General features: G+C 67.6%; 20 protein-coding genes. 8 read left to right on the forward strand and 12 right to left on the reverse strand.

Features of this window, described 5'->3' with window-relative positions:
* Nucleotides 1-71: 71 nt before the first annotated feature.
* Nucleotides 72-734: a c-type cytochrome gene (locus ASG27_RS13335; RefSeq protein WP_056417881.1), complete on the forward strand. Its 663-nt coding sequence runs from the start codon at nucleotides 72-74 to the stop codon at nucleotides 732-734.
* A gap of 76 nt (nucleotides 735-810) precedes the next feature.
* On the opposite strand, the gene ASG27_RS13340 is transcribed toward ASG27_RS13335, so the two are convergent.
* Both ASG27_RS13340 and ASG27_RS13345 read right to left on the reverse strand, forming a co-directional pair.
* Nucleotides 811-3,426, reverse strand: coding sequence for a putative bifunctional diguanylate cyclase/phosphodiesterase (locus ASG27_RS13340; protein ID WP_082485982.1), 2,616 nt, complete (start codon nucleotides 3,424-3,426; stop codon nucleotides 811-813).
* 140 nt (nucleotides 3,427-3,566) lie between these two features.
* Nucleotides 3,567-4,001 (reverse strand): DUF1841 family protein, encoded by a 435-nt coding sequence (locus ASG27_RS13345; protein WP_056417883.1) that lies wholly within the window; start codon nucleotides 3,999-4,001, stop codon nucleotides 3,567-3,569.
* A gap of 193 nt (nucleotides 4,002-4,194) precedes the next feature.
* On the opposite strand from ASG27_RS13345, the gene ASG27_RS13350 reads away from it, so the two are divergent.
* Nucleotides 4,195-4,422, forward strand: a complete 228-nt coding sequence (locus ASG27_RS13350) for a hypothetical protein (RefSeq protein ID WP_200912433.1) — start codon at nucleotides 4,195-4,197, stop codon at nucleotides 4,420-4,422.
* Between the two features lie 261 nt (nucleotides 4,423-4,683).
* Here ASG27_RS13350 and ASG27_RS13355 read toward each other — a convergent pair whose 3' ends face one another.
* On the reverse strand, nucleotides 4,684-5,484 hold the full coding sequence (locus ASG27_RS13355; protein WP_056417886.1) for an IclR family transcriptional regulator domain-containing protein: 801 nt from the start codon (nucleotides 5,482-5,484) through the stop codon (nucleotides 4,684-4,686).
* A 90-nt stretch (nucleotides 5,485-5,574) separates the two neighbouring features.
* On the opposite strand from ASG27_RS13355, the gene ASG27_RS13360 reads away from it, so the two are divergent.
* The 5 genes from ASG27_RS13360 to ASG27_RS13380 all read left to right on the forward strand — a co-directional run bounded on the left by ASG27_RS13360 (nucleotide 5,575) and on the right by ASG27_RS13380 (nucleotide 10,222).
* Nucleotides 5,575-6,273: a 3-oxoacid CoA-transferase subunit A gene (locus tag ASG27_RS13360; RefSeq protein WP_056417889.1), complete on the forward strand. Its 699-nt coding sequence runs from the start codon at nucleotides 5,575-5,577 to the stop codon at nucleotides 6,271-6,273.
* 40 nt (nucleotides 6,274-6,313) lie between these two features.
* A complete protein-coding gene (locus tag ASG27_RS13365; RefSeq protein WP_056418360.1) occupies nucleotides 6,314-6,967 on the forward strand; it encodes a 3-oxoacid CoA-transferase subunit B in 654 nt (217 codons plus the stop codon).
* 146 nt (nucleotides 6,968-7,113) lie between these two features.
* Nucleotides 7,114-8,325 (forward strand): 3-oxoadipyl-CoA thiolase, encoded by a 1,212-nt coding sequence (gene pcaF / locus ASG27_RS13370; protein ID WP_056417891.1) that lies wholly within the window; start codon nucleotides 7,114-7,116, stop codon nucleotides 8,323-8,325.
* 5 nt (nucleotides 8,326-8,330) lie between these two features.
* Nucleotides 8,331-9,062 (forward strand): SDR family NAD(P)-dependent oxidoreductase, encoded by a 732-nt coding sequence (locus tag ASG27_RS13375; protein WP_442854093.1) that lies wholly within the window; start codon nucleotides 8,331-8,333, stop codon nucleotides 9,060-9,062.
* 146 nt (nucleotides 9,063-9,208) lie between these two features.
* Entirely contained in the window at nucleotides 9,209-10,222 is a 1,014-nt protein-coding gene (locus tag ASG27_RS13380; RefSeq protein ID WP_056417897.1) for a Bug family tripartite tricarboxylate transporter substrate binding protein, read from the forward strand.
* A 114-nt stretch (nucleotides 10,223-10,336) separates the two neighbouring features.
* On the opposite strand, the gene ASG27_RS13385 is transcribed toward ASG27_RS13380, so the two are convergent.
* On the reverse strand, nucleotides 10,337-10,939 hold the full coding sequence (locus tag ASG27_RS13385) for a short chain dehydrogenase (protein WP_056417900.1): 603 nt from the start codon (nucleotides 10,937-10,939) through the stop codon (nucleotides 10,337-10,339).
* A gap of 128 nt (nucleotides 10,940-11,067) precedes the next feature.
* On the opposite strand from ASG27_RS13385, the gene ASG27_RS13390 reads away from it, so the two are divergent.
* The gene (locus ASG27_RS13390) at nucleotides 11,068-11,955 is read left to right on the forward strand and encodes a LysR family transcriptional regulator (protein ID WP_056417902.1); all 888 of its coding nucleotides are present in this window, start codon (nucleotides 11,068-11,070) and stop codon (nucleotides 11,953-11,955) included.
* 57 nt (nucleotides 11,956-12,012) lie between these two features.
* Here the strand turns inward: ASG27_RS13390 and ASG27_RS13395 are convergent, their stop codons facing one another.
* The 8 genes from ASG27_RS13395 to ASG27_RS13430 form a co-directional block, all read right to left on the reverse strand.
* On the reverse strand, nucleotides 12,013-13,284 hold the full coding sequence (locus ASG27_RS13395; RefSeq protein WP_056417905.1) for a type II toxin-antitoxin system HipA family toxin: 1,272 nt from the start codon (nucleotides 13,282-13,284) through the stop codon (nucleotides 12,013-12,015).
* Between the two features lie 2 nt (nucleotides 13,285-13,286).
* Nucleotides 13,287-13,841: a helix-turn-helix transcriptional regulator gene (locus ASG27_RS27590; protein WP_235504044.1), complete on the reverse strand. Its 555-nt coding sequence runs from the start codon at nucleotides 13,839-13,841 to the stop codon at nucleotides 13,287-13,289.
* A gap of 332 nt (nucleotides 13,842-14,173) precedes the next feature.
* On the reverse strand, nucleotides 14,174-14,641 hold the full coding sequence (locus tag ASG27_RS13405) for a PaaI family thioesterase (RefSeq protein ID WP_056417908.1): 468 nt from the start codon (nucleotides 14,639-14,641) through the stop codon (nucleotides 14,174-14,176).
* Nucleotides 14,638-15,348 (reverse strand): transglutaminase-like domain-containing protein, encoded by a 711-nt coding sequence (locus ASG27_RS13410; protein WP_056417910.1) that lies wholly within the window; start codon nucleotides 15,346-15,348, stop codon nucleotides 14,638-14,640. Before ASG27_RS13410 ends, ASG27_RS13405 begins: the two co-directional genes overlap by 4 nt.
* A gap of 121 nt (nucleotides 15,349-15,469) precedes the next feature.
* A complete protein-coding gene (locus tag ASG27_RS13415; RefSeq protein ID WP_056417913.1) occupies nucleotides 15,470-16,117 on the reverse strand; it encodes a trimeric intracellular cation channel family protein in 648 nt (215 codons plus the stop codon).
* A 129-nt stretch (nucleotides 16,118-16,246) separates the two neighbouring features.
* The gene (locus tag ASG27_RS13420) at nucleotides 16,247-16,597 is read right to left on the reverse strand and encodes a hypothetical protein (RefSeq protein ID WP_056417916.1); all 351 of its coding nucleotides are present in this window, start codon (nucleotides 16,595-16,597) and stop codon (nucleotides 16,247-16,249) included.
* Complete coding sequence (locus ASG27_RS13425; RefSeq protein WP_056417919.1) at nucleotides 16,594-17,448, reverse strand: hypothetical protein; 855 nt, start codon at nucleotides 17,446-17,448, stop codon at nucleotides 16,594-16,596. The genes ASG27_RS13420 and ASG27_RS13425 overlap by 4 nt, the downstream gene beginning before the upstream one ends.
* Before the next feature lie 157 nt (nucleotides 17,449-17,605).
* On the reverse strand, nucleotides 17,606-18,766 hold the full coding sequence (locus ASG27_RS13430; protein ID WP_056417922.1) for a PepSY-associated TM helix domain-containing protein: 1,161 nt from the start codon (nucleotides 18,764-18,766) through the stop codon (nucleotides 17,606-17,608).
* Between the last annotated feature and the right edge of the window lie 7 nt (nucleotides 18,767-18,773).

Consider the following 18,773-nt stretch of genomic DNA (forward strand, 5'->3'; position numbering starts at 1 on the left):
GCGCTGGCTATAATCTGCTGTTGATCAGATCCCCAGAGCTGACTGAACTTCCACGAGATTGTGCGCGCAAAATGAACAAAACGCTGACCACGCTATTCGCCCTGGCTGTCGCTTCCGTGACCGCCGTCTCCCATGCCCAGGAAGCCAAAGGCGACGTGGAAGCAGGCAAGCAGAAGATCGCCATGTGCATCGGTTGCCACGGTATTCCGGGCTACCAGGCCAGCTTTCCGGAAGTGCACAAGGTGCCGATGATTTCGGGCCAGAGCGCCAAGTACATCGCCGCTGCGCTGACCGCCTACCAAAAGGGCGAGCGCAAGCACCCCACCATGCGCGGCATTGCCGATTCGCTGTCTGAAAAGGACATCGCCGACGTGTCTGCCTACTACGAGCAGCATGGCAAGACGGGTGCAGAGCTGCCCGCCAAGCCCGCCCGCGAACCCAGCGTGCAAGTGGCCGAGCTGCTCAAGAAGGGCGCCTGCGTTTCGTGCCACGGCGACAACTTCGCCAAGCCCATCGACCCGTCCTACCCCAAGATCGCCGGCCAGCACGCCGACTACCTGTTCGTCGCCCTGAAGTCGTACAAGGCCGAGAAGAACCCCAACGTGGGCCGCAGCAACGCCATCATGGGCGGTGTCGCCAAGCAGTTCACGAACGCCGAGCTGAAGGCGCTGTCCAACTACATCAGCGGCATCGACGGCGACCTGCACGTGGTGCCGCAATCGCGCTTTCGCTGATCGCAGCAAGAGCCCGGCGGTGTGATCAGTCACCCGCCCGCGACCAGAACAACCCGCCATGCCCTGGCGGGTTTTTTCATGCCTGCGTGGATGGCGTTGATGGCGCTGACGACGGTGTTGGCGATGTTGGGGGTGTTGGCGGTGAGCCCGTGCCGTCGCCGTCCAGCGACCGCACCGACAGGTCCATCTCCTGCAGCAGCGCGGGGCGGCCGAACCAGTAGCCCTGCGCGCTGGCGCAGCCCATTTCGCGCAGGCGCTGCGCGGCGGCCTGTGTCTCCACGCCTTCGGCCACCACGGTCACGCCGAAGCCTTGCGACATGTTCAGCACGGCGGTGACGATGGCAGCGTTCTGCGGCGAGTCGAGCAGGTTGCGCACGAAGCTCTGGTCGACCTTCACGCAGTCGAACGGCAGGCGGCTCAGGTACGCCAGCGACGAGTAGCCGGTGCCGAAGTCGTCGATGGCGATCTTCACGCCCAGCGCACGGATGCGTGCCAGGCGCTGGCCGGTCACCGCATCGCCCTCGATCAGCACCGACTCGGTCAGCTCCAGCGTCAGGTGCTGCGGCGGCAGGCCGCTGGTGGCCAGCACCTGCTGCAGCGCGGCCGGAAAGTCCGACTGGATGAGCTGCCGCGCGGACACGTTCACATGCAGGTCGAAGCCTTCGGGCAGCCGCGGCAGTTGCTCTGCGATGTCCCGCGTGGCGCGGCGCAGCACCCAGTCGCCCAGGGCGAGGATCAGGTCCGACTCTTCGGCCACCGGGATGAACACACCCGGCGGCACCATGCCCCGCGTGGGGCTGTGCCAGCGCAGCAGCGCTTCGGCGCCGCTCACGCGGCCGGTGGCCAGCTCGATCACGGGCTGGTAGTGCACGAGGAACTGGTCTTTCTCCAGGGCCTGGCGCAGTTCGGTGGCCAGCCGCGCGCGCTCCTTGGACTGCTCTGCCATGCTGGGCTCGAACACCACGCACTGGTTCAGGCCGCGCCGCTTCGCCTCGCCCAGCGCGATGCTGGCGTTGCGCAGCCATTCGGGCAGGTCGTCGCCGCGCAGGTGCCCGCCCACCACGCCCACCGATGCATGCACCATGACCTCGTCGGCGCCGGCAGAGAACGGCGTGGAGAACAGCGCCAGCACTGCCTTGGCGATCTGCGCCTGCGTTGAAGACTCGCCGCCGGCCAAATGCAGCAGCGCGAATTCATCGCCGCCCAGGCGCGCCATGAGCACGGGGGCGGGCAGGCGGGCGCGCAGGCGCTCGCTCACGGCCTGCAGCAGGCGGTCGCCCGTGCCATAGCCCACGTTGTCGTTGATGGCGCGAAAGGCGTCCAGCCCCACCAGGGTCAGCACCGCAGGCTGCGGCTCGGTCCAGTTGGCCTGCTCCAGCAGGCCCCGGCGCGTGAGCAGCTGGGTGAGGCTGTCGTAGATGAGCAGCTCGCGCATCTGGTTGAACGAGCGCTGCAGCCGCTCCGCCATCTGGTTGAAGGCGTGCACGAGGATGGTGGTCTCCAGCAGCGGGCTGCTTTTTTCGATGCCGGTGCTCCATTCGCCGCGTGCAATGCGGTTGGCAGCCTCGGCCGTCATGAGGATGGGGCGCGCGGCGCGCTCGATCACCCACAGCCCGAGGATGAGGCCCAGAACGGCGATGGCGGCGGTGGCCAGCAGCGCCCGGCGGCTGGAACTGCGCGAGTCGCCGAGCAGGTCGGACTCCGGCAGCAGCACGACGATGCGCCAGTCGATGCCGCGTGCGTCCGCGTACCGCGTGACCCGGCCGAAGTACTGCTCGCCCTGGACCGTGAAGCGAAAGCCCGTTCCCTCGGCCGTGGTGGGCGCCTGCTGCAGGTAGGCTCCGGCAGCGCGGATCTGCGCGCTGGCGCTTTGGTCCACGCTCAGGCGTTCGCGCTGGCCGGCGGTGTCCTGCCGGTCGCTGACCAGCGCGCCGGGCTCGGAGTGCGCGACCATGCGGCCCTGCGCGTCGGTGATGAAGATCTGGCCTTGCCCGCGCAGCGGCTCCTCGCGCAAAAAGCGGTTGAGGGTGTCCAGCCGCACGTCGGCCTCCATCACACCCACCAGCTGGCCCTTGACCACGACGGGCGACGCGGCCGAGATGGTCACGTCACCCCGCTCGCCGGCGGTGGTGTAGATGGGCGACCACAGGGCCATGCCCGACTGCGCCACCGGTGCATACCAGGGCCGAACGCGCGGGTCGTAGTGGGGGAAGGCCGCGGCCACCTTGGTGGGGGTGGCGTCCTCGTACACGTTCATGAGGCCGCGGGTGGAGCCGTCCTTGAGGATCAGCTTGAAGCCGCTGCGTGCGCTGGCGTCCCGGCGGATGCCGGCGTACTCGCCCGTCTGGCTGCCGAAGCTGAGCAGGCTGATCTGCTGGTGGTCTGTATAGAGCTCGGAAAAAATGCCCTGCAAATGCTGGTACACGGGCTTGAGGTTGCCTGGCTGGTACAGGCCATGGCGCGCTATGGCATCGCCGATGCTGCGCTGGATGAGGAAGGGCGCCTCCAGAAACTCGGCCAGCCGCCCGCGCGAGGTGTTGGTGATCGCATCGAGCAGGCGCACGCTCTCCTGGTCGATCAGATCGGTGATCTGCCGGTGCTGCGTGACGGCCTGCAGTGCCACCGTGGCTGCGAACAGCGCGGCAAAAGGCACGGCGATGGCCGTTCGCAGGGAGAGCTGAAATGCGCGCATCCGTGGGGGCTCCTGGACCGGACTGGACAGGCTGCACGCAAGGAGCGTGCCTCGCGTGGCCGGTGTCGGTGTGTCCTATTGTGTGCGCCAGCGGGAAGAAGCGGCAAGCTCCCTCGGCAGGGCGTGTTTTCCGTGCCCTGTCAGTCCTTGGTGGCGCGCCGCTGTACGCAGGCGATGTAGGCCTGGCCGTCCGGCGGGCGGCCGGCGCGCTGGCTTTCCCACAGCATCTCGCCCAGGCAGTCCATGGCCGCGTGGTGGGCGTCGTGCAGGGAGTCCAGCCGCGCGGTCAACAGCTCCACCGCCTGGCGGATGCCGCGGGGCTGGTCGATGCTGCACTGCTCGCTGATGGACAGGTGCATCGACAAGTGCAGAAAGGGGTTGGTCTGGCCCGGGGTCTCGTCGTAGTTGCGGGCGACGGCGGCATCGGCGTCGGACAGCTCGCCGTGGTATTCGGGGTGCTCCGCGATCCACAGGCTGGCCAGCGTCTCGATGGCTTCCATGGGGGCGCCGGCCTGGGTCTTGGTGTGCACCCCGCAGAGAAAGCGGCGCACATCGGCTTGGGAGGGGCTGAACATGGGGCGGAAGGTTAGCACGCACCCTGTGGGCCTGGGGCGTGCAGGGTTGCGGGGCGCGCCGTCAACGCAGCATAGTCTGCGGCCATGTCCTACGCGGCGGCTTTCGGGCCGCTTCTACATTTGCGTTGCGCAGAGAGAGCCGGGCCCTATCTGCCAGATTCCACGGATGGCCCGGTGTTGGGGAGATACGTTCATGACTGCACTGCGAATTGCGGGCGCCTTGCTGCTGGTGGCCGGCATGGCGGTTTTTGTGACCGGCGGCTTCAGCATCGGCAGCGACGTCCTGCAGGCGCCCCTGGGCGCGCTGGAGCTGACGGCGCAGGACAACTACGAGTCCGTCGTCATTCCACAGTGGATGAGCCTGGGTGCCATGGTGCTGGGCGGCATGGTGCTGGTGGTGGGCTTTCGCCGCAAGGTCTGATCCCACGTGTTTTCTGCCACGGCCGCACCCTGCGCGCCCTGGCGCCAGTCACCGCAGCGAGCTGTTGGGCGGTGGTGCCCCGGCCTTTGCACCCACGCAAGGCAAAGGCCACCAGGGTGTCAGCCCCGGCAACTCGTTGCGGTGAATCGTCCCATCGGTGATTCTCACCGCGCCGCGCGGCCCGCATGAAATTGCAGTGCACTGCACTGCATAGTTCCCCCGAATCACACCTGGCAGTGCTGCCTCTCAAAGCGCTGCCGCTCAGGTACGCGGCGCACCCATCATCCGTGAGATGGTCCTGGCCGCACGCAGCAGCGCGGGCAGCAGGGTCTCCTGCATCATCTGCGCACTGGTCCGGTTGGCCTGGCCGCTGATGTTGAGCGCCGCCACCGTGCGGCCTGTGCGGTCGGCCAGCGGCGCGGCAATCGATATCAAACCCTCCTCCAGCTCCTGGTTCACCAGGCACCAGCCTTGCTGGCGTGCCTCGCGGATGCGTGACAGCAGTGTCGGCAGGTCGGTGGTGGTGTGCGCGGTGAAGCGCTCGAGCGGGTGCTGCTCCAGGCGCGCCTCCAGCTCCTTATCGGGCAGCCCGGCCAGCAGCACCCGGCCCATCGACGTCCAGGGCGCCGGCAGGCGCGAGCCCACGCCCAGGTTGGTGCGCATGATCTTGTGCGTGGGCACCCGCAGCACGTAGACGATGTCCAGGCCGTCGAGCACGGCGGCCGATGACGACTCGCGCACGTCTTCCACCAGGTCTTCCATCACCGGCTCGGCCAGGTTCCAGATCGGCAGCGACGACAGGTACGCAAAGCCCAGGTCCAGGATGCGTGGGCTCAGCCGAAAGAGCTTGCCGTCCGTCTCCACATAGCCCAGCGTCTGCAGCGTGAGCAGGATGCGGCGCGCGCCCGCGCGGGTCAGGCCGGTCTGCGCGGCCACTTCGCTCAGCGTCTGCTGCGGCCGGGCGGCGCTGAACGAGCGGATCACCTCCAGCCCGCGGGCGAACGACTGCACATAGCTGTCGCTGGGTTTGGGGTCTTTGGTGGGGAGCGTTTCGGTATTCATGCAGCGGCCCTTTATAATTCTTTATGCGAACATTTGTTCTATAAGCGAACAAATTCTATCCCGAGACAAGCACATCATGAAAGCGGTTCGATGATCAACAAGCTGGCGGAGTCGGTGGCCCAGGCCCTTTCGGGGGTGAAGGATGGTGCCACGGTGTTGATAGGCGGGTTCGGCACGGCCGGCATTCCCGGTGAACTGATCGACGGCCTGATCGCCCAGGGCGCGCGCGACCTCACGGTGGTCAACAACAACGCCGGCAATGCCGACCAGGGCCTGGCCGCGCTGCTCAAGGCCGGCCAGGTGCGCAAGATCATCTGCAGCTTTCCGCGCCAGGTCGACAGCTACGTGTTCGACGACCTGTACCGCAGCGGCAAGCTCGAACTCGAACTCGTGCCCCAGGGCAACCTGGCCGAGCGCCTGCGCGCTGCGGGCGCGGGCATCGGCGCGTTCTTCTGCCCCACGGCCCACGGCACCGAGCTGGCCGCCGGCAAGGAGACGCGCGAGATCAACGGCAAGCACTATGTGCTGGAGTACCCCATCCACGGCGACGTGGCGCTGATCAAGGCCGAGCAGGGCGACCGCTGGGGCAACCTGACCTACCGCATGTCGGCCCGCAACTTCGGCCCGGTGATGGCCACGGCCGCCAAGACCACGATCGCCACGGTGCACGAGGTGGTGGAACTGGGCGCGCTGGACCCGGAGGCCATCGTCACGCCCGGCATCTACGTGACCCATGTGGTCAAGATCGACCGCACCGCCACGCAGGCCGGTGGGTTCAAAAAGCCGTGAAATCCGCATGAAATCGGCCTCTACCGCACAAGGAATCAGCGTGAGCAGCTATCAAAAGCGTAGTAAAGACGAGTTGGCACAACGTGTGGCGCAAGACATCCACGACGGCGCCTACGTCAACCTGGGCATCGGCCAGCCCACCCTGGTGGCCAACCACATTCCCGCTGGCCGCGAGGTCATCCTGCAAAGCGAGAACGGCATCCTGGGCATGGGCCCGGCGCCCGCTGCGGGGCTGGAGGACTACGACCTCATCAACGCCGGCAAGCAGCCGGTGACGCTGCTGCCCGGCGGCGCGTATTTTCACCACGCCGACAGCTTTGCGATGATGCGCGGCGGGCACCTGGACATCTGCGTGCTGGGCGCCTTCCAGGTGTCGGCCACGGGCGACCTGGCCAACTGGAGCACCGGCGAGCCCGGCGCCATCCCTGCCGTGGGCGGCGCGATGGATCTGGCCATCGGCGCCAAGCAGACCTGGGTGATGATGGACCTGTTGACCAAGCAGGGCGCCAGCAAGATCGTGACGCAATGCACTTACCCGCTCACCGGTGTCGCCTGCGTGAAGCGCATCTACACCGATCTGTGCACACTGGCCTGCACGCCCACGGGGCTGCAGCTCATCGACACCGTGCCCGGCCTGTCCTTGGCCGAGCTAGAGCAACTGGTGGGCCTGCCCATCCGTGCAGCCGCTGTTTGAATGCGTCATTTCGTCATCACCACACCCCACCCGTTCGGGCTGAGCCCGTCGAAGCCAGGGCGCTGTCAGCGCAGCCCTTCGACAAGCTCCGGGCGAACGGTCTGGGGGCATTTCCACTGAGTCCATAGAAACGAGGAGACAACACCATGAGCACACAACGCCAAGCCTTCATCTGCGACGCCATCCGCACCCCCTTCGGCCGCTACGGCGGCGCGCTCTCCAGCGTGCGCACCGACGACCTGGGCGCCATCCCCATCAAGGCGCTGATGGACCGCAACCCCGGCGTGGACTGGGCGGCCGTGACCGACGTGCTTTACGGCTGCGCCAACCAGGCCGGTGAAGACAACCGCAACGTGGCCCACATGAGCAGCCTGCTGGCAGGCCTGCCCATCGACGTGCCCGGCGCCACCATCAACCGCCTGTGCGGCTCGGGGCTCGACGCCGTGGGCACCGCAGCGCGTGCCATCAAGTCGGGCGAGGCGGGCCTGATGATCGCGGGCGGCGTGGAGAGCATGAGCCGCGCGCCCTTCGTGATGCCCAAGGCAGAAAGCGCCTTCAGCCGCAACAATGCGGTGTACGACACGACCATCGGCTGGCGCTTCATCAACAAGCTGATGAAGGAAAAGTACGGCGTCGACTCCATGCCCGAAACTGCCGAGAACGTGGCTACCGACTTCGGCATCGAGCGCGAGGCGCAGGACCGCATGGCCCTGGCCAGCCAGCTCAACGCCGTGGCGGCCATCAAAGCCGGCCATCTGGCGCGCGAGATCGTGCCGGTGCACATCCCGCAAAAGAAGGGCGACGCCATCATCGTCAGCCAAGACGAACACCCGCGCGAGACCAGCCTGGAAGCGCTGGCCAAGCTCAAGGGTGTGGTGCGGCCCGACGGCACGGTGACGGCGGGCAATGCATCGGGCGTGAACGACGGCGCCTGCGCGCTGCTGCTGGCCGACGAGGCCCATGCTGCCAAACATGGCCTCAAGCCCCGCGCCCGCGTGGTGGGCATGGCCGTGGCCGGTGTGGCGCCGCGCATCATGGGCTTTGGCCCCACGCCTGCCACGCAAAAGGTGCTGGCGCAGACGGGCCTGACCATCGACCACCTGGACGTGATCGAGCTCAACGAAGCCTTTGCCGCGCAGGGCCTGGCGGTGCTGCGCGCCCTGGGCATCAAGGACGACGACGCTCGTGTGAACGCCTGGGGCGGCGCCATTGCGCTGGGCCACCCGCTGGGCGCCAGCGGCGCGCGCCTGGTCACCACGGCTGTGAACCGTCTGCACGAACACGCCGGCCAGTACGCGCTGTGCACCATGTGCATCGGCGTGGGGCAGGGCATTGCCATCATCCTGGAGCGCGTGTGACCGCCATTGATAAAAGCACTCCCGTCACGGTCGTCACCGGCGCCAGCAACGGCATCGGCCGCGCCATCGCCGAGGCCGTGCTGGCCCAGGGCCGCGCCGTGGTCAACCTGGACTACGTGCTGCCCAGCTGGAGCCACCCGCTGCTCACGTCCTACCAGGGCGACCTGACCGACGAGGCCTCTACCCGCGATCGCGCGGCCGAGATCGCCGCCAAACACGACGTCACGGCCCTGGTCAACAACGCCGGTGCCACGCGCCCCGGCACCATCGACACCGCCACCACGGCGCACCTGGACGACGTGGTGGGCCTGCACCTGCGCGCGCCCATGCTGCTGGTGCAAGCCTTTTTGCCCAGCCTGCGCGCGAGCGGCCAGGGCCGCATCGTGAACATGTCGTCGCGCGCGGCGCTGGGCAAAGGCGACCGCATCGTGTATTCGGCCACCAAGGCCGGGATGATCGGCATGACGCGCACGCTGGCCATGGAGCTGGGGCGTGACGGCATCACCGTCAACGCCATCGGCCCCGGGCCCATCGCCACCGAGTTGTTCCGCCAGAGCAACCCCGACGGCGCGCCGCAAACGCAACGCATCCTGAACAGCATTGCCGTGGGCCGCATGGGCACGCCCGACGACGTGGCCCGCGCGGCGCTGTTCTTCCTCTCGCCCGACAACGGTTTCGTGACCGGGCAGGTGCTGTACGTGTGCGGTGGTACCACGCTCGGCGTGGCACCTGTCTAGCCACCTGAACGCATTTGCACTGCAGCCCTGAAAGGGGCGCACCCCCTGTTCTCGCCCGGAGGCCTTGGCGCCCGGTTGAGGCCACGGCGCGGCGAGTTCCGCGCTCGTGACACCCATTTCATCCACCTTTCTGAAGGAGACAAACCATGACCCGTTCCATCCACACCACCCGCCGCTTAGCGCTGTCGGCCGCTGCCTGCGCGGGCATTGCCGCCATCGCCGGTGCTGGCCTGCTGTGCAGCAGCGCAGCAATGGCCCAGGCCTACCCCACCAAGCCCGTCACCATCGTCGTGCCCTTTGCCGCGGGCGGCACCACCGATATCCTGGCCCGCATCATCGGCCAGGCGCTGACCACCGAACTCGGCCAATCGGTCATCGTGGACAACCGTGCCGGCGCGGGCGGCAACATCGGTGGCGCGCTGGCGGCCAAGGCCCCGGCTGATGGCTACACGCTCTTCATGGGCACCGTGGGCACGCACGCCATCAATGCCAGCCTGTACAAGAAGATGCCGTTCGACCCCATCAAGGACTTCGCGCCGCTCACGCGCGTGGCCAATGTGCCCAACCTGCTGGTGGCCAACCCGGCACAGCCCTACAAGAGCGTGAAGGAGCTGATCGCCTACGCCAAGGCCAACCCCGGCAAGGTGAACTTCGGCTCGTCGGGCAACGGCAGCTCCATCCATCTGTCGGGCGAGCTGTTCAAGAGCCTGGCCAAGGTGGACATGGTGCACGTGCCCTACAAGGGCAGCGCACCGGCCGTCACCGACCTGCTGGGCAACCAGATCGGCATCATGTTCGACAACATGCCGTCTGCCATCCAGCATGTGCGCAGCGGCAAGCTCGTGCCCATTGCCGTGACCACCGCCAAGCGCTCGCCCGAGCTGCCCAACGTGCCCACCATCGCCGAAGCCGGCGTGCCGGGCTACGAGGCCACGTCCTGGTTCGGCATGTTCGCGCCCACCGGCACGCCCGCACCGGTGCTGGCCAAGCTGAACACCGCGCTGGTCAAGGTGCTGAACCAGGCCGAGGTGAAGAAGAAGATCAACGAACAAGGCGCCGAGACGTACAGCGAGACGCCCGAGCAGTTCGCCGCCTTCATCCAGGCCGAGTCCGTGAAGTGGGGCAAGGTGGTCAAGGAGTCGGGCGCCAGCTTGGACTGAGCTGCGCCTTCGGTCATTGCAGCTACTAAAATGATAGCTGCTGACGCTTGATAGACAAGCGGCAGCAGCTATTTTCTTTTCATTCCCAGCTGGGTGGGGTGCAGGTGGCCGTGATCACTGCACGCGGTACACGCGCCCCGTCTGCGCGCCTTCCACGCTGCGCTGGTAGCCGCGTGCGGCGCGCTCGGCAGGCACGGTGTCGAAGCCTGGGAAGAACGGCCCGTACACGCCCACCGATTCGGTGAGGATGGTGGGGCTCACGGCGTTGATGCGCAGGCCGCGCGGCAGCTCGATGGCGGCGGCGGCCACGAAGCCCTCGATGGCAGCGTTCACCGCCGTGGCGCTGGCGCCGTTGCGGATGGGCTCGATCGACAGGATGCCCGCGGTCAGCGTGATGGAGCCGCCATCGGTCAGGTACTTCTGGCCGATCAAAGCCAATTGCACCTGGCCCAGGAGCTTATCTTGCAGCCCCAGGTTGAACTGCTCGGGCGTCATGTCGGCCAGCGGGCCGAAGTGCAGGTTGCCGGCGGTGCTGACGATGGCATCGACCGTGCCCACCGCCTCGAACAGTTGTGCGACCGCACCCGGCTGAGCAAAGTCCACGCGGTGCGTGCCGCTGCTGCGGCCCACGGTGATCACCTCGTGGCGTGCGCCCAGGTTGGCCATCACGGCCTGGCCGATGGTGCCGCTCGCGCCGATGAGAAGAATCTTGGACATGGTGTTTTCCTTGAAGGTTGAAAAAGAACGGGGGGAGTAACAGACAGGCCCTGATTCTTTTGTGAATCAAACAATGCATAAAGTACATTGAAGTTCTTCTTGTGCTAACCATTGATTAGGAATCTGCCATGGACAAACTGCGCAACATGGAAGTCATGGTGGCCGTGGTCGAAGCCGGCAGCTTTGCCGCCGCCGCGCGCCAGCTGCAGGTGTCGGCGGTGATGGTGGGCAAACACATCCAGCAGCTCGAAGCCCACCTGGGCGCGCGCCTGTTCCAGCGCAGCACGCGCCAGAACAGCCTGACCGAGGTGGGCGCCGCGTTCTATGAAGACAGCAGGCGCGTGCTGGAGCAAGTGCGCTGGGCCGAGTCCGCCGTGGAGCGCAGCCGCGCCGTGCCCCAGGGCCTGCTGCGGGTCAGCGCGCCCTTCACCCTGGGCACCCACGTCATTGCGCCGCTGGTGGCCGACTTTCTGCGGGTGCACGACCAGGTGCGCGTGGACCTGCAGCTCACCGACAGCGTGGTGGACTTGGCGGGCGAGGGCTTTGACGTGGCGGTGCGCATCGGCCGGGTGGTGGATGAAGGCCTGGTGGCCCGCCCGCTGCGCCCCTACCGCATGGTGATCGCCGCCGCACCCGCCTACCTGCAGCGCCACGGCACGCCCGGGCGCGCGGCCGACCTGGACCGCCACCAGTGCCTGAGCCATTCGGCATGGCAGCGCCGCGTGGAGTGGACGCTGCGCGATGGCGACACGGATTTCTTCTGGCCCGAGAACGCCCGCCTGACCTGCAACCAGGGCGAAGGCCTGCGCCAGGCCGCGTTGCGCGGCCTGGGCCTGATCATGCAGCCCGAGGTATTACTGGCCGACGACCTGGCCCGCGGCGCGCTGGTGCCGGTGATGCAGCACTGCCTGCCCGCGGCGCGTGCCGTGCAACTGGTCTATGCGCCGGACCGGCGGCAGCTGCCCAAGCTGGCGCGGTTTGTGGAGCATGTGGTGGCGGTGATGGGCGTGGCTTGATGCGTGGCAGTGCAAAGCAGCGCAGCGCTGTGCAGCGCAACGTTCTGCGACGGCAGATCAGCAGAAAGCTTCGCGCTGCTGCCTGAGCGCATCGCGGTCGATGCTGGCGGCGAGCTGCTCCATGTCTGCGGGGCAGACGCCATGCTGCACAAAATGCCGGGGCCACAGCGCTACCACCTGGGCGACGTCCTGGATCAATGCGATGGCCCGGGCCCGTGTGATGCCGAACTCGTTCAAGTCGGTCAGCGCGTTGTCCAGCGTGGACTGCGCCCCGTGCCGGCCCACCACCATCGCCTGGTAGCCCATGTTCTGCAGTGTGGGCACCACGTCGAACGCCGGGGCCAGGTCGTAGTAGCCATCAAAGCCCAGGCGCAGGCAGTGGTTGCGTTCGTGGTCGTCCGTGTTGTCCATCAGGATGTTGAACACCATGCGCCTGAAAAGCTCTTCGCGCAGGGCCTTGTGGCGGTCCGGGTGGGCCTGGCGCAGCAGTACCGTGGCCAGCGCGCCATAGCTCTCGGCCAGGCCCGCCGCCGCCAGCGCGGTCTTGGCAGAAATGCAATGCACGCGCAGGTTCAGTGCCTCGGTCTGCAGACGGTCAAACCGCTGGATCGTCAGCGCATGGCGTTTGGATGGGCGCGCCTGGCGCGATGCAATGGGCAGCACACCCGTGGTGGCGACATGGATACCCGCCTGCGCTGCCAGCGTCATGGTGGCGTGTTCGATGAGGGGCGTGTCCACGGTGTCGTCGAGTTCGCTGAACTTGATCACGCAGGGGCCGTTGTCGGTTTGCAGCAGCGCCTTGGGCCGGGCCCCGCCCAGCGTCACGCCGGGCTGCACCAGGCGCTGGATTTCGGGGGTGACCGGGGCTTGGGACTGCACGTCTTCCACCGCCCGCACCATGGCGTCCAGGTCGCGCAGCTGCGGGTACGGCCCGATGCGGCGGGGAACGTAGTGGTCGGCCGATGTCGAGATGCCCAAAGCGCCGAAGCGGTCGTCCCCCGCGAACAGCAGCATCTCCAGGATCGACAGGCGTGCAGGGCGGTCGATGTGGCGGATGATGCGCTCGCCCCAGCGGTCGGGGCGGGCATCGTCGATGGCGCCGGGCGCACTGTCCTTGTGGCCAGCGCTGAACATCTGGCCGGCCAGCAGGGGCAGGTCTTCGCTCAGCGCAAACTGCCACCAGTCTGCGGCGTAGTGGAAGGTGGCGCAGTTGGGCACCAGTTGCGACAGGCTGACAGCGCCCGCCAGAACAGGGTTGGCAGGGTTGACCAGCGCCCACACGTACAGCGTGTCCTGCGGCTGGTAGGAGCGCGGGGTGACGTCGGCCATGCTCACGGCCGCACCTTGTTGTGGCCGGCGATGAGGGCCGCCAAACCCGCTGCGGTGCTGTTGGTCTTGTGATCGGACATGCCCAGCCCAGCGGCTACCTGCGTGGCCCGCTGCACGTTGTCATCCTGTGGTGGGCCCCAGGGACTTGTCGTTGCTTCCCGCGCAACGTGAGAAGCCCGAGGTTCGGCTTGGGCCGTTTTTCCCTTTGCGGGTTTCGGCTCCGAATACCCCATCTGGCCTTGCCGCACATCAGTGGAGGACGCCTCTTGCACCGCAGCCCTGGTGGCTTGGGGCCGGCTGCGGGTCCGGGCCACTTCCCGCTCCAGCGAGGCCATGTCGTTTTGCGGCGCAACCAGGTCAGCCAGGCCCAGGGCCGGGTTGATGATCCACATGCACATGACGTAGGACGCCATCGCGACGGATGGGTCGCCCCGTTCGATGCGCGCCATGGTGGGTTGCGACACCCCCAGCCGCTGCGCCCACTGCGCCTGCGTTTCCTTGCGGCGCTTGCGCGCGATCACGATATTCTGCGCCAGCCATTCGATCTGCTGCAGCACAGCCTGGGGGTGGTCAGTGGGCCTGGTGTTTTGAACGGGCATTCATAGATGTTAGTGCGAATTGAATTTTCTGACATCTATGAATTTCACTGTATTGTTGTGAAAACCCTATTTTCATTCATAGATGAATGAAAATCGACAAAATCATGTATCTATGAATGAATCTGTCGAAGAGGTGATGTGGAAATAGGCTTCCGGCTTCCGGCTTCCGGCTTCCGGCTTCCGGCTTCCGGCTTCCGGCTTCCGGCTTCCGGCTTCCCGCTTCCCGCTTCCCGCTTCCCGCTTCCCGCTTCCCGCTTCCCGCTTCCTGCTTCCTGCACGCCCACAGCCACTCATTCCGCCGCGTCGTGTGCCGCGGCCGGCCCGATCTTGAACACCCCGCTCACCCGCGCGCAAGGAACGCCATCGGCCGTGACCAGCCCCTGCGCAAACACCAGCGAGCGCGTGATGCGCAGCGGATCGGCCTCGCCTTCCACCCACGCGCCCAGCGGGGCAGGGGCGAGGTAGTCGATCTGCAGGCTGATGGTCGGTAAAAAACGGTCGGCCACCTCGGTGCTCTTGCGGTGCACGGACAGCGGCAGCAGCATGTCGCAAAAGCTGGCCATCATGCCGCCGTGCAGGTTGTTCATGGGGTTGACGTGGCGGCGCTCCACCCGAAAGCCGAACCGCACCATGTCGCCCTCGTGCCGCACATACAGCGGGCCGTTGTGCTCAATGAACGGCCCACCGGAGGCCAGCGCCACGAAACCATCGGGGATCTGCGGCGACGGGGCGTGCGCTGAGGAGGGGTTGGACGTCACCGCGCGGCCTCCTGCTCCACATCGTCGGCAAAGCTGGCGCCGTGCAGCACGCTGGTGGTGCTGCTGCTAGCACCACTGCCGCTGTCGAGCCAGCCGCCGTACACCGCCTGAAAATCCGCCACGATCTGCGCGAGCGGCATGTCGTCAAACGCGCCGCGCTGGTGCACGTACTCCATGTGGCGTGCGCCGGATTTGTCGAACGGGTGGTAGATCGAATCGTTCTCGCCATCGAACGTGAGCGGCAGCAGCCCGAAGCGGTCGCACAGCTCGATGTTGAAGGCCGGCGTGGCCTTGCGCCATTGGCCATCGAGCCAGATGTCCGTGTAGCCGTGCCAGATGAAGAGGTCGGTCTTCATGGTCTCGCGCATGCGCTCGGTGGAGAGGTGATTGCGCACGTCGGCAAAGCCCATGCGCGCGGGGATGCCCGCTGCGCGGCACGCGGCGGTGAGCAGCGCGGCCTTGGGCACGCACCAGCCGTGGCCGTGGGCCAGCACGCTGCTGGCTGCCATGCCCTCGGGCGACAGGTCGATGCGGTAGGGGTCGTAGCGGAAGCCGTCGCGCACGGCCAGGTACAGGGCGACGGAACGCTCACGGTCGGTGGCGCCGCGTGCATGCTCGGCCGCGAAGGCCTGCACGGCCGGGGCGTCGCTGTCGATGAGCGCTGTGGCGCGCAGGTGGGCGGGGGTGGGGTGGTCGGGGGTCGTCATGGTTCGATGGCTCCTCGTGGCCCAGTGTGCAGGTAGCGGCGGTGCTCAGCTGTCACGGGGGCGGCAGGCCAGTGTGCCGCATCGCATGCCGCGGAGCGTCCACACAGCGTCTGGCCGCGCCTCACACCCGCCAGGCCGGCAGCTCCCAGTTGCGCCACAGCGCCAGGCCGCGCAGGCCCGCGGTGAGCAGCACGCACGCCACCAGCGGAGCCCAGTCGGGCGCGTGCAGGTGGCGCAGGGCCACGTCGGCCCAGCCACCGGCAAACGCGCACAGCGCATACGGCCGGTGGTCGCTGAAGGCCTGGGGTACTTCGTTGCACAGCACGTCGCGCAGCACGCCGCCGAAGGCGCCGGTGATCACGCCCATCATCACGGCGATGATCGGCTCCATGCCGACGGCGGTGGCGATGTCGACACCCACCGCTGCGAACAAGCCGAGGCCGATGGCGTCGGGCACGAGCATGGCGCGCTGGGTGGGCTCGAAGTGGCGCTGGCGCATGAACAGCATCGCGCCCACGCACAGTGCCAGGATGCCCCAGACAAAACCGGTGTGGCGGATCCAGAAGAAGGGCCGCTGGTCCAGCAGCAGGTCGCGCAGCGTGCCGCCGCCAAAGGCCGCGACGAAGGCCAGCACGCACACGCCCACGGCGTCGAGCCGCTTGCGCGCGGCAGCGATCACGCCGGAGAGTGCAAACGCGATGGTGGCAGCCACCTCCAAAAGAAAGCGCAGGGTGTGCACCCAGGGGGCGTCGAGCAGCAACTGGTCCATGGCCGCGATTGTGCCGTGGCGCCGGGTGGGCACTCAGCATTCAGTGCGTGGTTGTGATGCTATAAAAATAGTAGCTGCTAGCGCTTATTCAACAAGCGGTAGCGGCATTTTTGATTGAAGAAAGAAGGCTCAGGTCTGGAAGAAGAAGTGCCACGCCAGCGCCAGCACGCAGCCCACGCCGCCCAGCGCGCCCAGCCGGCGAGCCCACTGCAGGCTGGCAGTGGGCCACTGGTTCATGGCCAGCACCAGCAGCCAGCCCAGCACCATCCAGGCGGCAACCACCAGGGCGACCCCTGCCGCCAGCCCCGCCGCTGCAGTCGCGGTCAGCACCTGCAGCACGACGGTGGCCAGTGCCACGGCCCAGGCGCGGCGGGGTGCGGGACTGCCGTCGCCCCACGCGCGGGTGGGCACGCTGCGCGCCCAGCAGGTCAGGGCCATCAGCGAAGCGACTGCGGCGCACAGGCCGGTGAATTCGTTCATGCAGCCTCCGGGGGGTGAGGGTCCGCCGCTGGGGCTGGTGGGTGCGGCGCGTTATTGCCCGTCCGCCGCCAGCGCAGTGCCCGGTGCGCGCGCAGCAGCAGTGGGGCCCCGGCTGCCACTGCGCACAGTGCACACGCCACAGCCCACTGCACCAGCCCCGCCTTGGCCGCCAGGCCGCCATAGGCCAGCGCGGCCACCGCCCACAGCAGCACGGTGGTGCGCGGCGCCCAGTGGCGCAGCGTGGCGGCGGGCAGGGCGATGAAGAAGGCGAGCAGCAGGCCCAGCATGCCGGACGAGCGCGCGGGTTCGGTGGCCACGATGTGGGCCAGGCGGAAAGACTCCACAGCCAGCAGGCCGCTCAGCCAGAAGGGCAGATGCGCCGGCACCACAAGGCGGCCCCAGCCGCGCGGGTGCCAGCGCGAACGGGGAGCGACCGGGTGCGCTGCCGGGCCCGATGTGGCCACTGTGGCGTGGCGCGCTGCCTTGCGCCGGTGGGCCTGCACCCGCCGCGGCCCGATGAAGGCGGCGATGCCCGCAAACGCCAGGCCCACGGCGAGCAGGCTGGCGCACATGCCCACCGCGTGCGCGCTGCCCAGCGCCAGGCCCACGACGCCGGCGATGGCCAGCATGGCACCCGCACCGCCCAGCGCCACGCGCCACAGCGCGAGCGTGCGCAGCGCCCATGCGGCCATGCCCGACATCAGTAGCCACGCGCCGATGAGCACCCACGTCGCCCATACCGGCCGCTGGGCCAGCGACGGCATGCCGGAAGGCCCCCATAAATGCACGAACACCGCCACGACGAGCGCGGCGGGCGTGGTGGCGTGCAGGGCCAGGAAGAAGCGTTGCATGGTCAAGGAGAAAAACGAATGGGGGGCCTGGAGGTAGACATGGGGGTGGATGGGCCTCGCAAAGACGGGCTTTCAATCATTCAATACCGTTCGGGCTGAGCCTGTCGAAGCCTTGCGCGGCGCTTCCGCAGGCCCAGCGTGACCGGTTCAATGACCATCAACTCGCCGCAGCGATGCCGCCGCCTGCGGCCTCGGCCTCGCGCCGGCGTTGCTGGCGCGCGTCGAGCCAGATCAAGGTGCCCGAGATCGACAGGAACGCGGGTGTCATGCCCAGCAAGAAATACAGCCACTTGAGCGCCAGCCCGCCGAAGTCACCAAAGTGCAGCGGCTCCATGAGGCCATTGACCAGCGACCAGAAGCCGGCCGTGCGCGGGTCGTGCACCTTCCGGGGCACGCCGGTGGCGGCGTTGATGTCCACCCGCGCAGTGCTGGCCAGGTGGTCGCTCAGGTTGCCGGTGAAGCCCGCCTCAGCGGTATCAATCCCCCAGCGGCGCATCGACACGTAGCGCGCCTCCAGCCCCGGCACGGCCTGCTGCGCAGTGGCGTACAGGGCATCGAGCGACTGCATGCGCACGGGCTCTGCGGCATCGCCCGCGGCCTTGCGCGCAGGCTTGGGGGCTTTGGCGGCATCGGTGCCGCTGGTGTTGCTGTTGACGGTGCTTACGTATTTGTAGCCCTGCTCGAACAGCGGCGCCAGGCCCATCCATGCGCCCGTGGTCGCGATCAGGATGTGAAAGAACAAACCCCAGATGCCCGCGGACTTGTGCAGGTCGGACATGACCACGCGAAAGCTGCGGCCCCAGCGCTGGGTGAACAGCTCGGCCAGGATCTTGCGGTGGATGACGATGCCCGTGACGATGAGCACCAGCATGGCTGCGCCCAGAAAGCCCACGATCCACCGCGGCCCGAAGAACAGGAACACGTGCAGCATGCGCAGGTACTGGCCGAGCTGGCTGTCCACCGGGCCCACCACCGCGCCCGTGTCCGAGCGCAGTGCCACCTTGGTCCGCGTGCTGGCCGGCGCGCCGCGCTCGCGCACGAAGGCGAAGTAGCTCGGGTTGACCGCATCGGGCAGCGCGATGGTCTCCACCGTGGCGCCGGGGTAGCGGGTGTGCAGCTGGGTCAGCACTGCGTCGAGCGAGGCAGGTTTGTCAGAGCGTGGCAACTGCGCCAGCGACGGGTTGGCCCACAGGTCGATCTCGTTCTTGAACACCACCACCGCGCCCGAGAAGCACACGATGAACAGCAGCAGCCCCGTGACGATGCCCGCCCAGGAGTGCAGGACGAAAAGGCGATTCAGGGTGCGCTGGCTGGTCATGGTCGGC

Origin of the sequence: Acidovorax sp. Leaf191 (genome assembly GCF_001424425.1) — a bacterium.
In the GTDB taxonomy this organism is placed as follows: Bacteria; Pseudomonadota; Gammaproteobacteria; order Burkholderiales; family Burkholderiaceae_C; genus Acidovorax.

Bases quoted from the DNA above. Each gene is read 5' to 3' on its own strand.
- ASG27_RS13390 (WP_056417902.1), top strand. From the start codon at position 11,068: ATGGACAAACTGCGCAACATGGAAGTCATGGTGGCCGTGGTCGAAGCC.
- ASG27_RS13355 (WP_056417886.1), bottom strand. From the start codon at position 5,484: ATGAATACCGAAACGCTCCCCACCAAAGACCCCAAACCCAGCGACAGC.
- ASG27_RS13420 (WP_056417916.1), bottom strand. From the start codon at position 16,597: ATGAACGAATTCACCGGCCTGTGCGCCGCAGTCGCTTCGCTGATGGCC.
- ASG27_RS13385 (WP_056417900.1), bottom strand. From the start codon at position 10,939: ATGTCCAAGATTCTTCTCATCGGCGCGAGCGGCACCATCGGCCAGGCC.
- ASG27_RS13395 (WP_056417905.1), bottom strand. From the start codon at position 13,284: ATGGCCGACGTCACCCCGCGCTCCTACCAGCCGCAGGACACGCTGTAC.
- ASG27_RS13340 (WP_082485982.1), bottom strand. From the start codon at position 3,426: ATGCGCGCATTTCAGCTCTCCCTGCGAACGGCCATCGCCGTGCCTTTT.
- ASG27_RS13410 (WP_056417910.1), bottom strand. From the start codon at position 15,348: ATGACGACCCCCGACCACCCCACCCCCGCCCACCTGCGCGCCACAGCG.
- ASG27_RS13335 (WP_056417881.1), top strand. From the start codon at position 72: ATGAACAAAACGCTGACCACGCTATTCGCCCTGGCTGTCGCTTCCGTG.
- ASG27_RS13350 (WP_200912433.1), top strand. From the start codon at position 4,195: ATGACTGCACTGCGAATTGCGGGCGCCTTGCTGCTGGTGGCCGGCATG.
- pcaF (WP_056417891.1), top strand. From the start codon at position 7,114: ATGAGCACACAACGCCAAGCCTTCATCTGCGACGCCATCCGCACCCCC.
- ASG27_RS13430 (WP_056417922.1), bottom strand. From the start codon at position 18,766: ATGACCAGCCAGCGCACCCTGAATCGCCTTTTCGTCCTGCACTCCTGG.
- ASG27_RS13425 (WP_056417919.1), bottom strand. From the start codon at position 17,448: ATGCAACGCTTCTTCCTGGCCCTGCACGCCACCACGCCCGCCGCGCTC.
- ASG27_RS13380 (WP_056417897.1), top strand. From the start codon at position 9,209: ATGACCCGTTCCATCCACACCACCCGCCGCTTAGCGCTGTCGGCCGCT.
- ASG27_RS13345 (WP_056417883.1), bottom strand. From the start codon at position 4,001: ATGTTCAGCCCCTCCCAAGCCGATGTGCGCCGCTTTCTCTGCGGGGTG.
- ASG27_RS13415 (WP_056417913.1), bottom strand. From the start codon at position 16,117: ATGGACCAGTTGCTGCTCGACGCCCCCTGGGTGCACACCCTGCGCTTT.
- ASG27_RS13360 (WP_056417889.1), top strand. From the start codon at position 5,575: ATGATCAACAAGCTGGCGGAGTCGGTGGCCCAGGCCCTTTCGGGGGTG.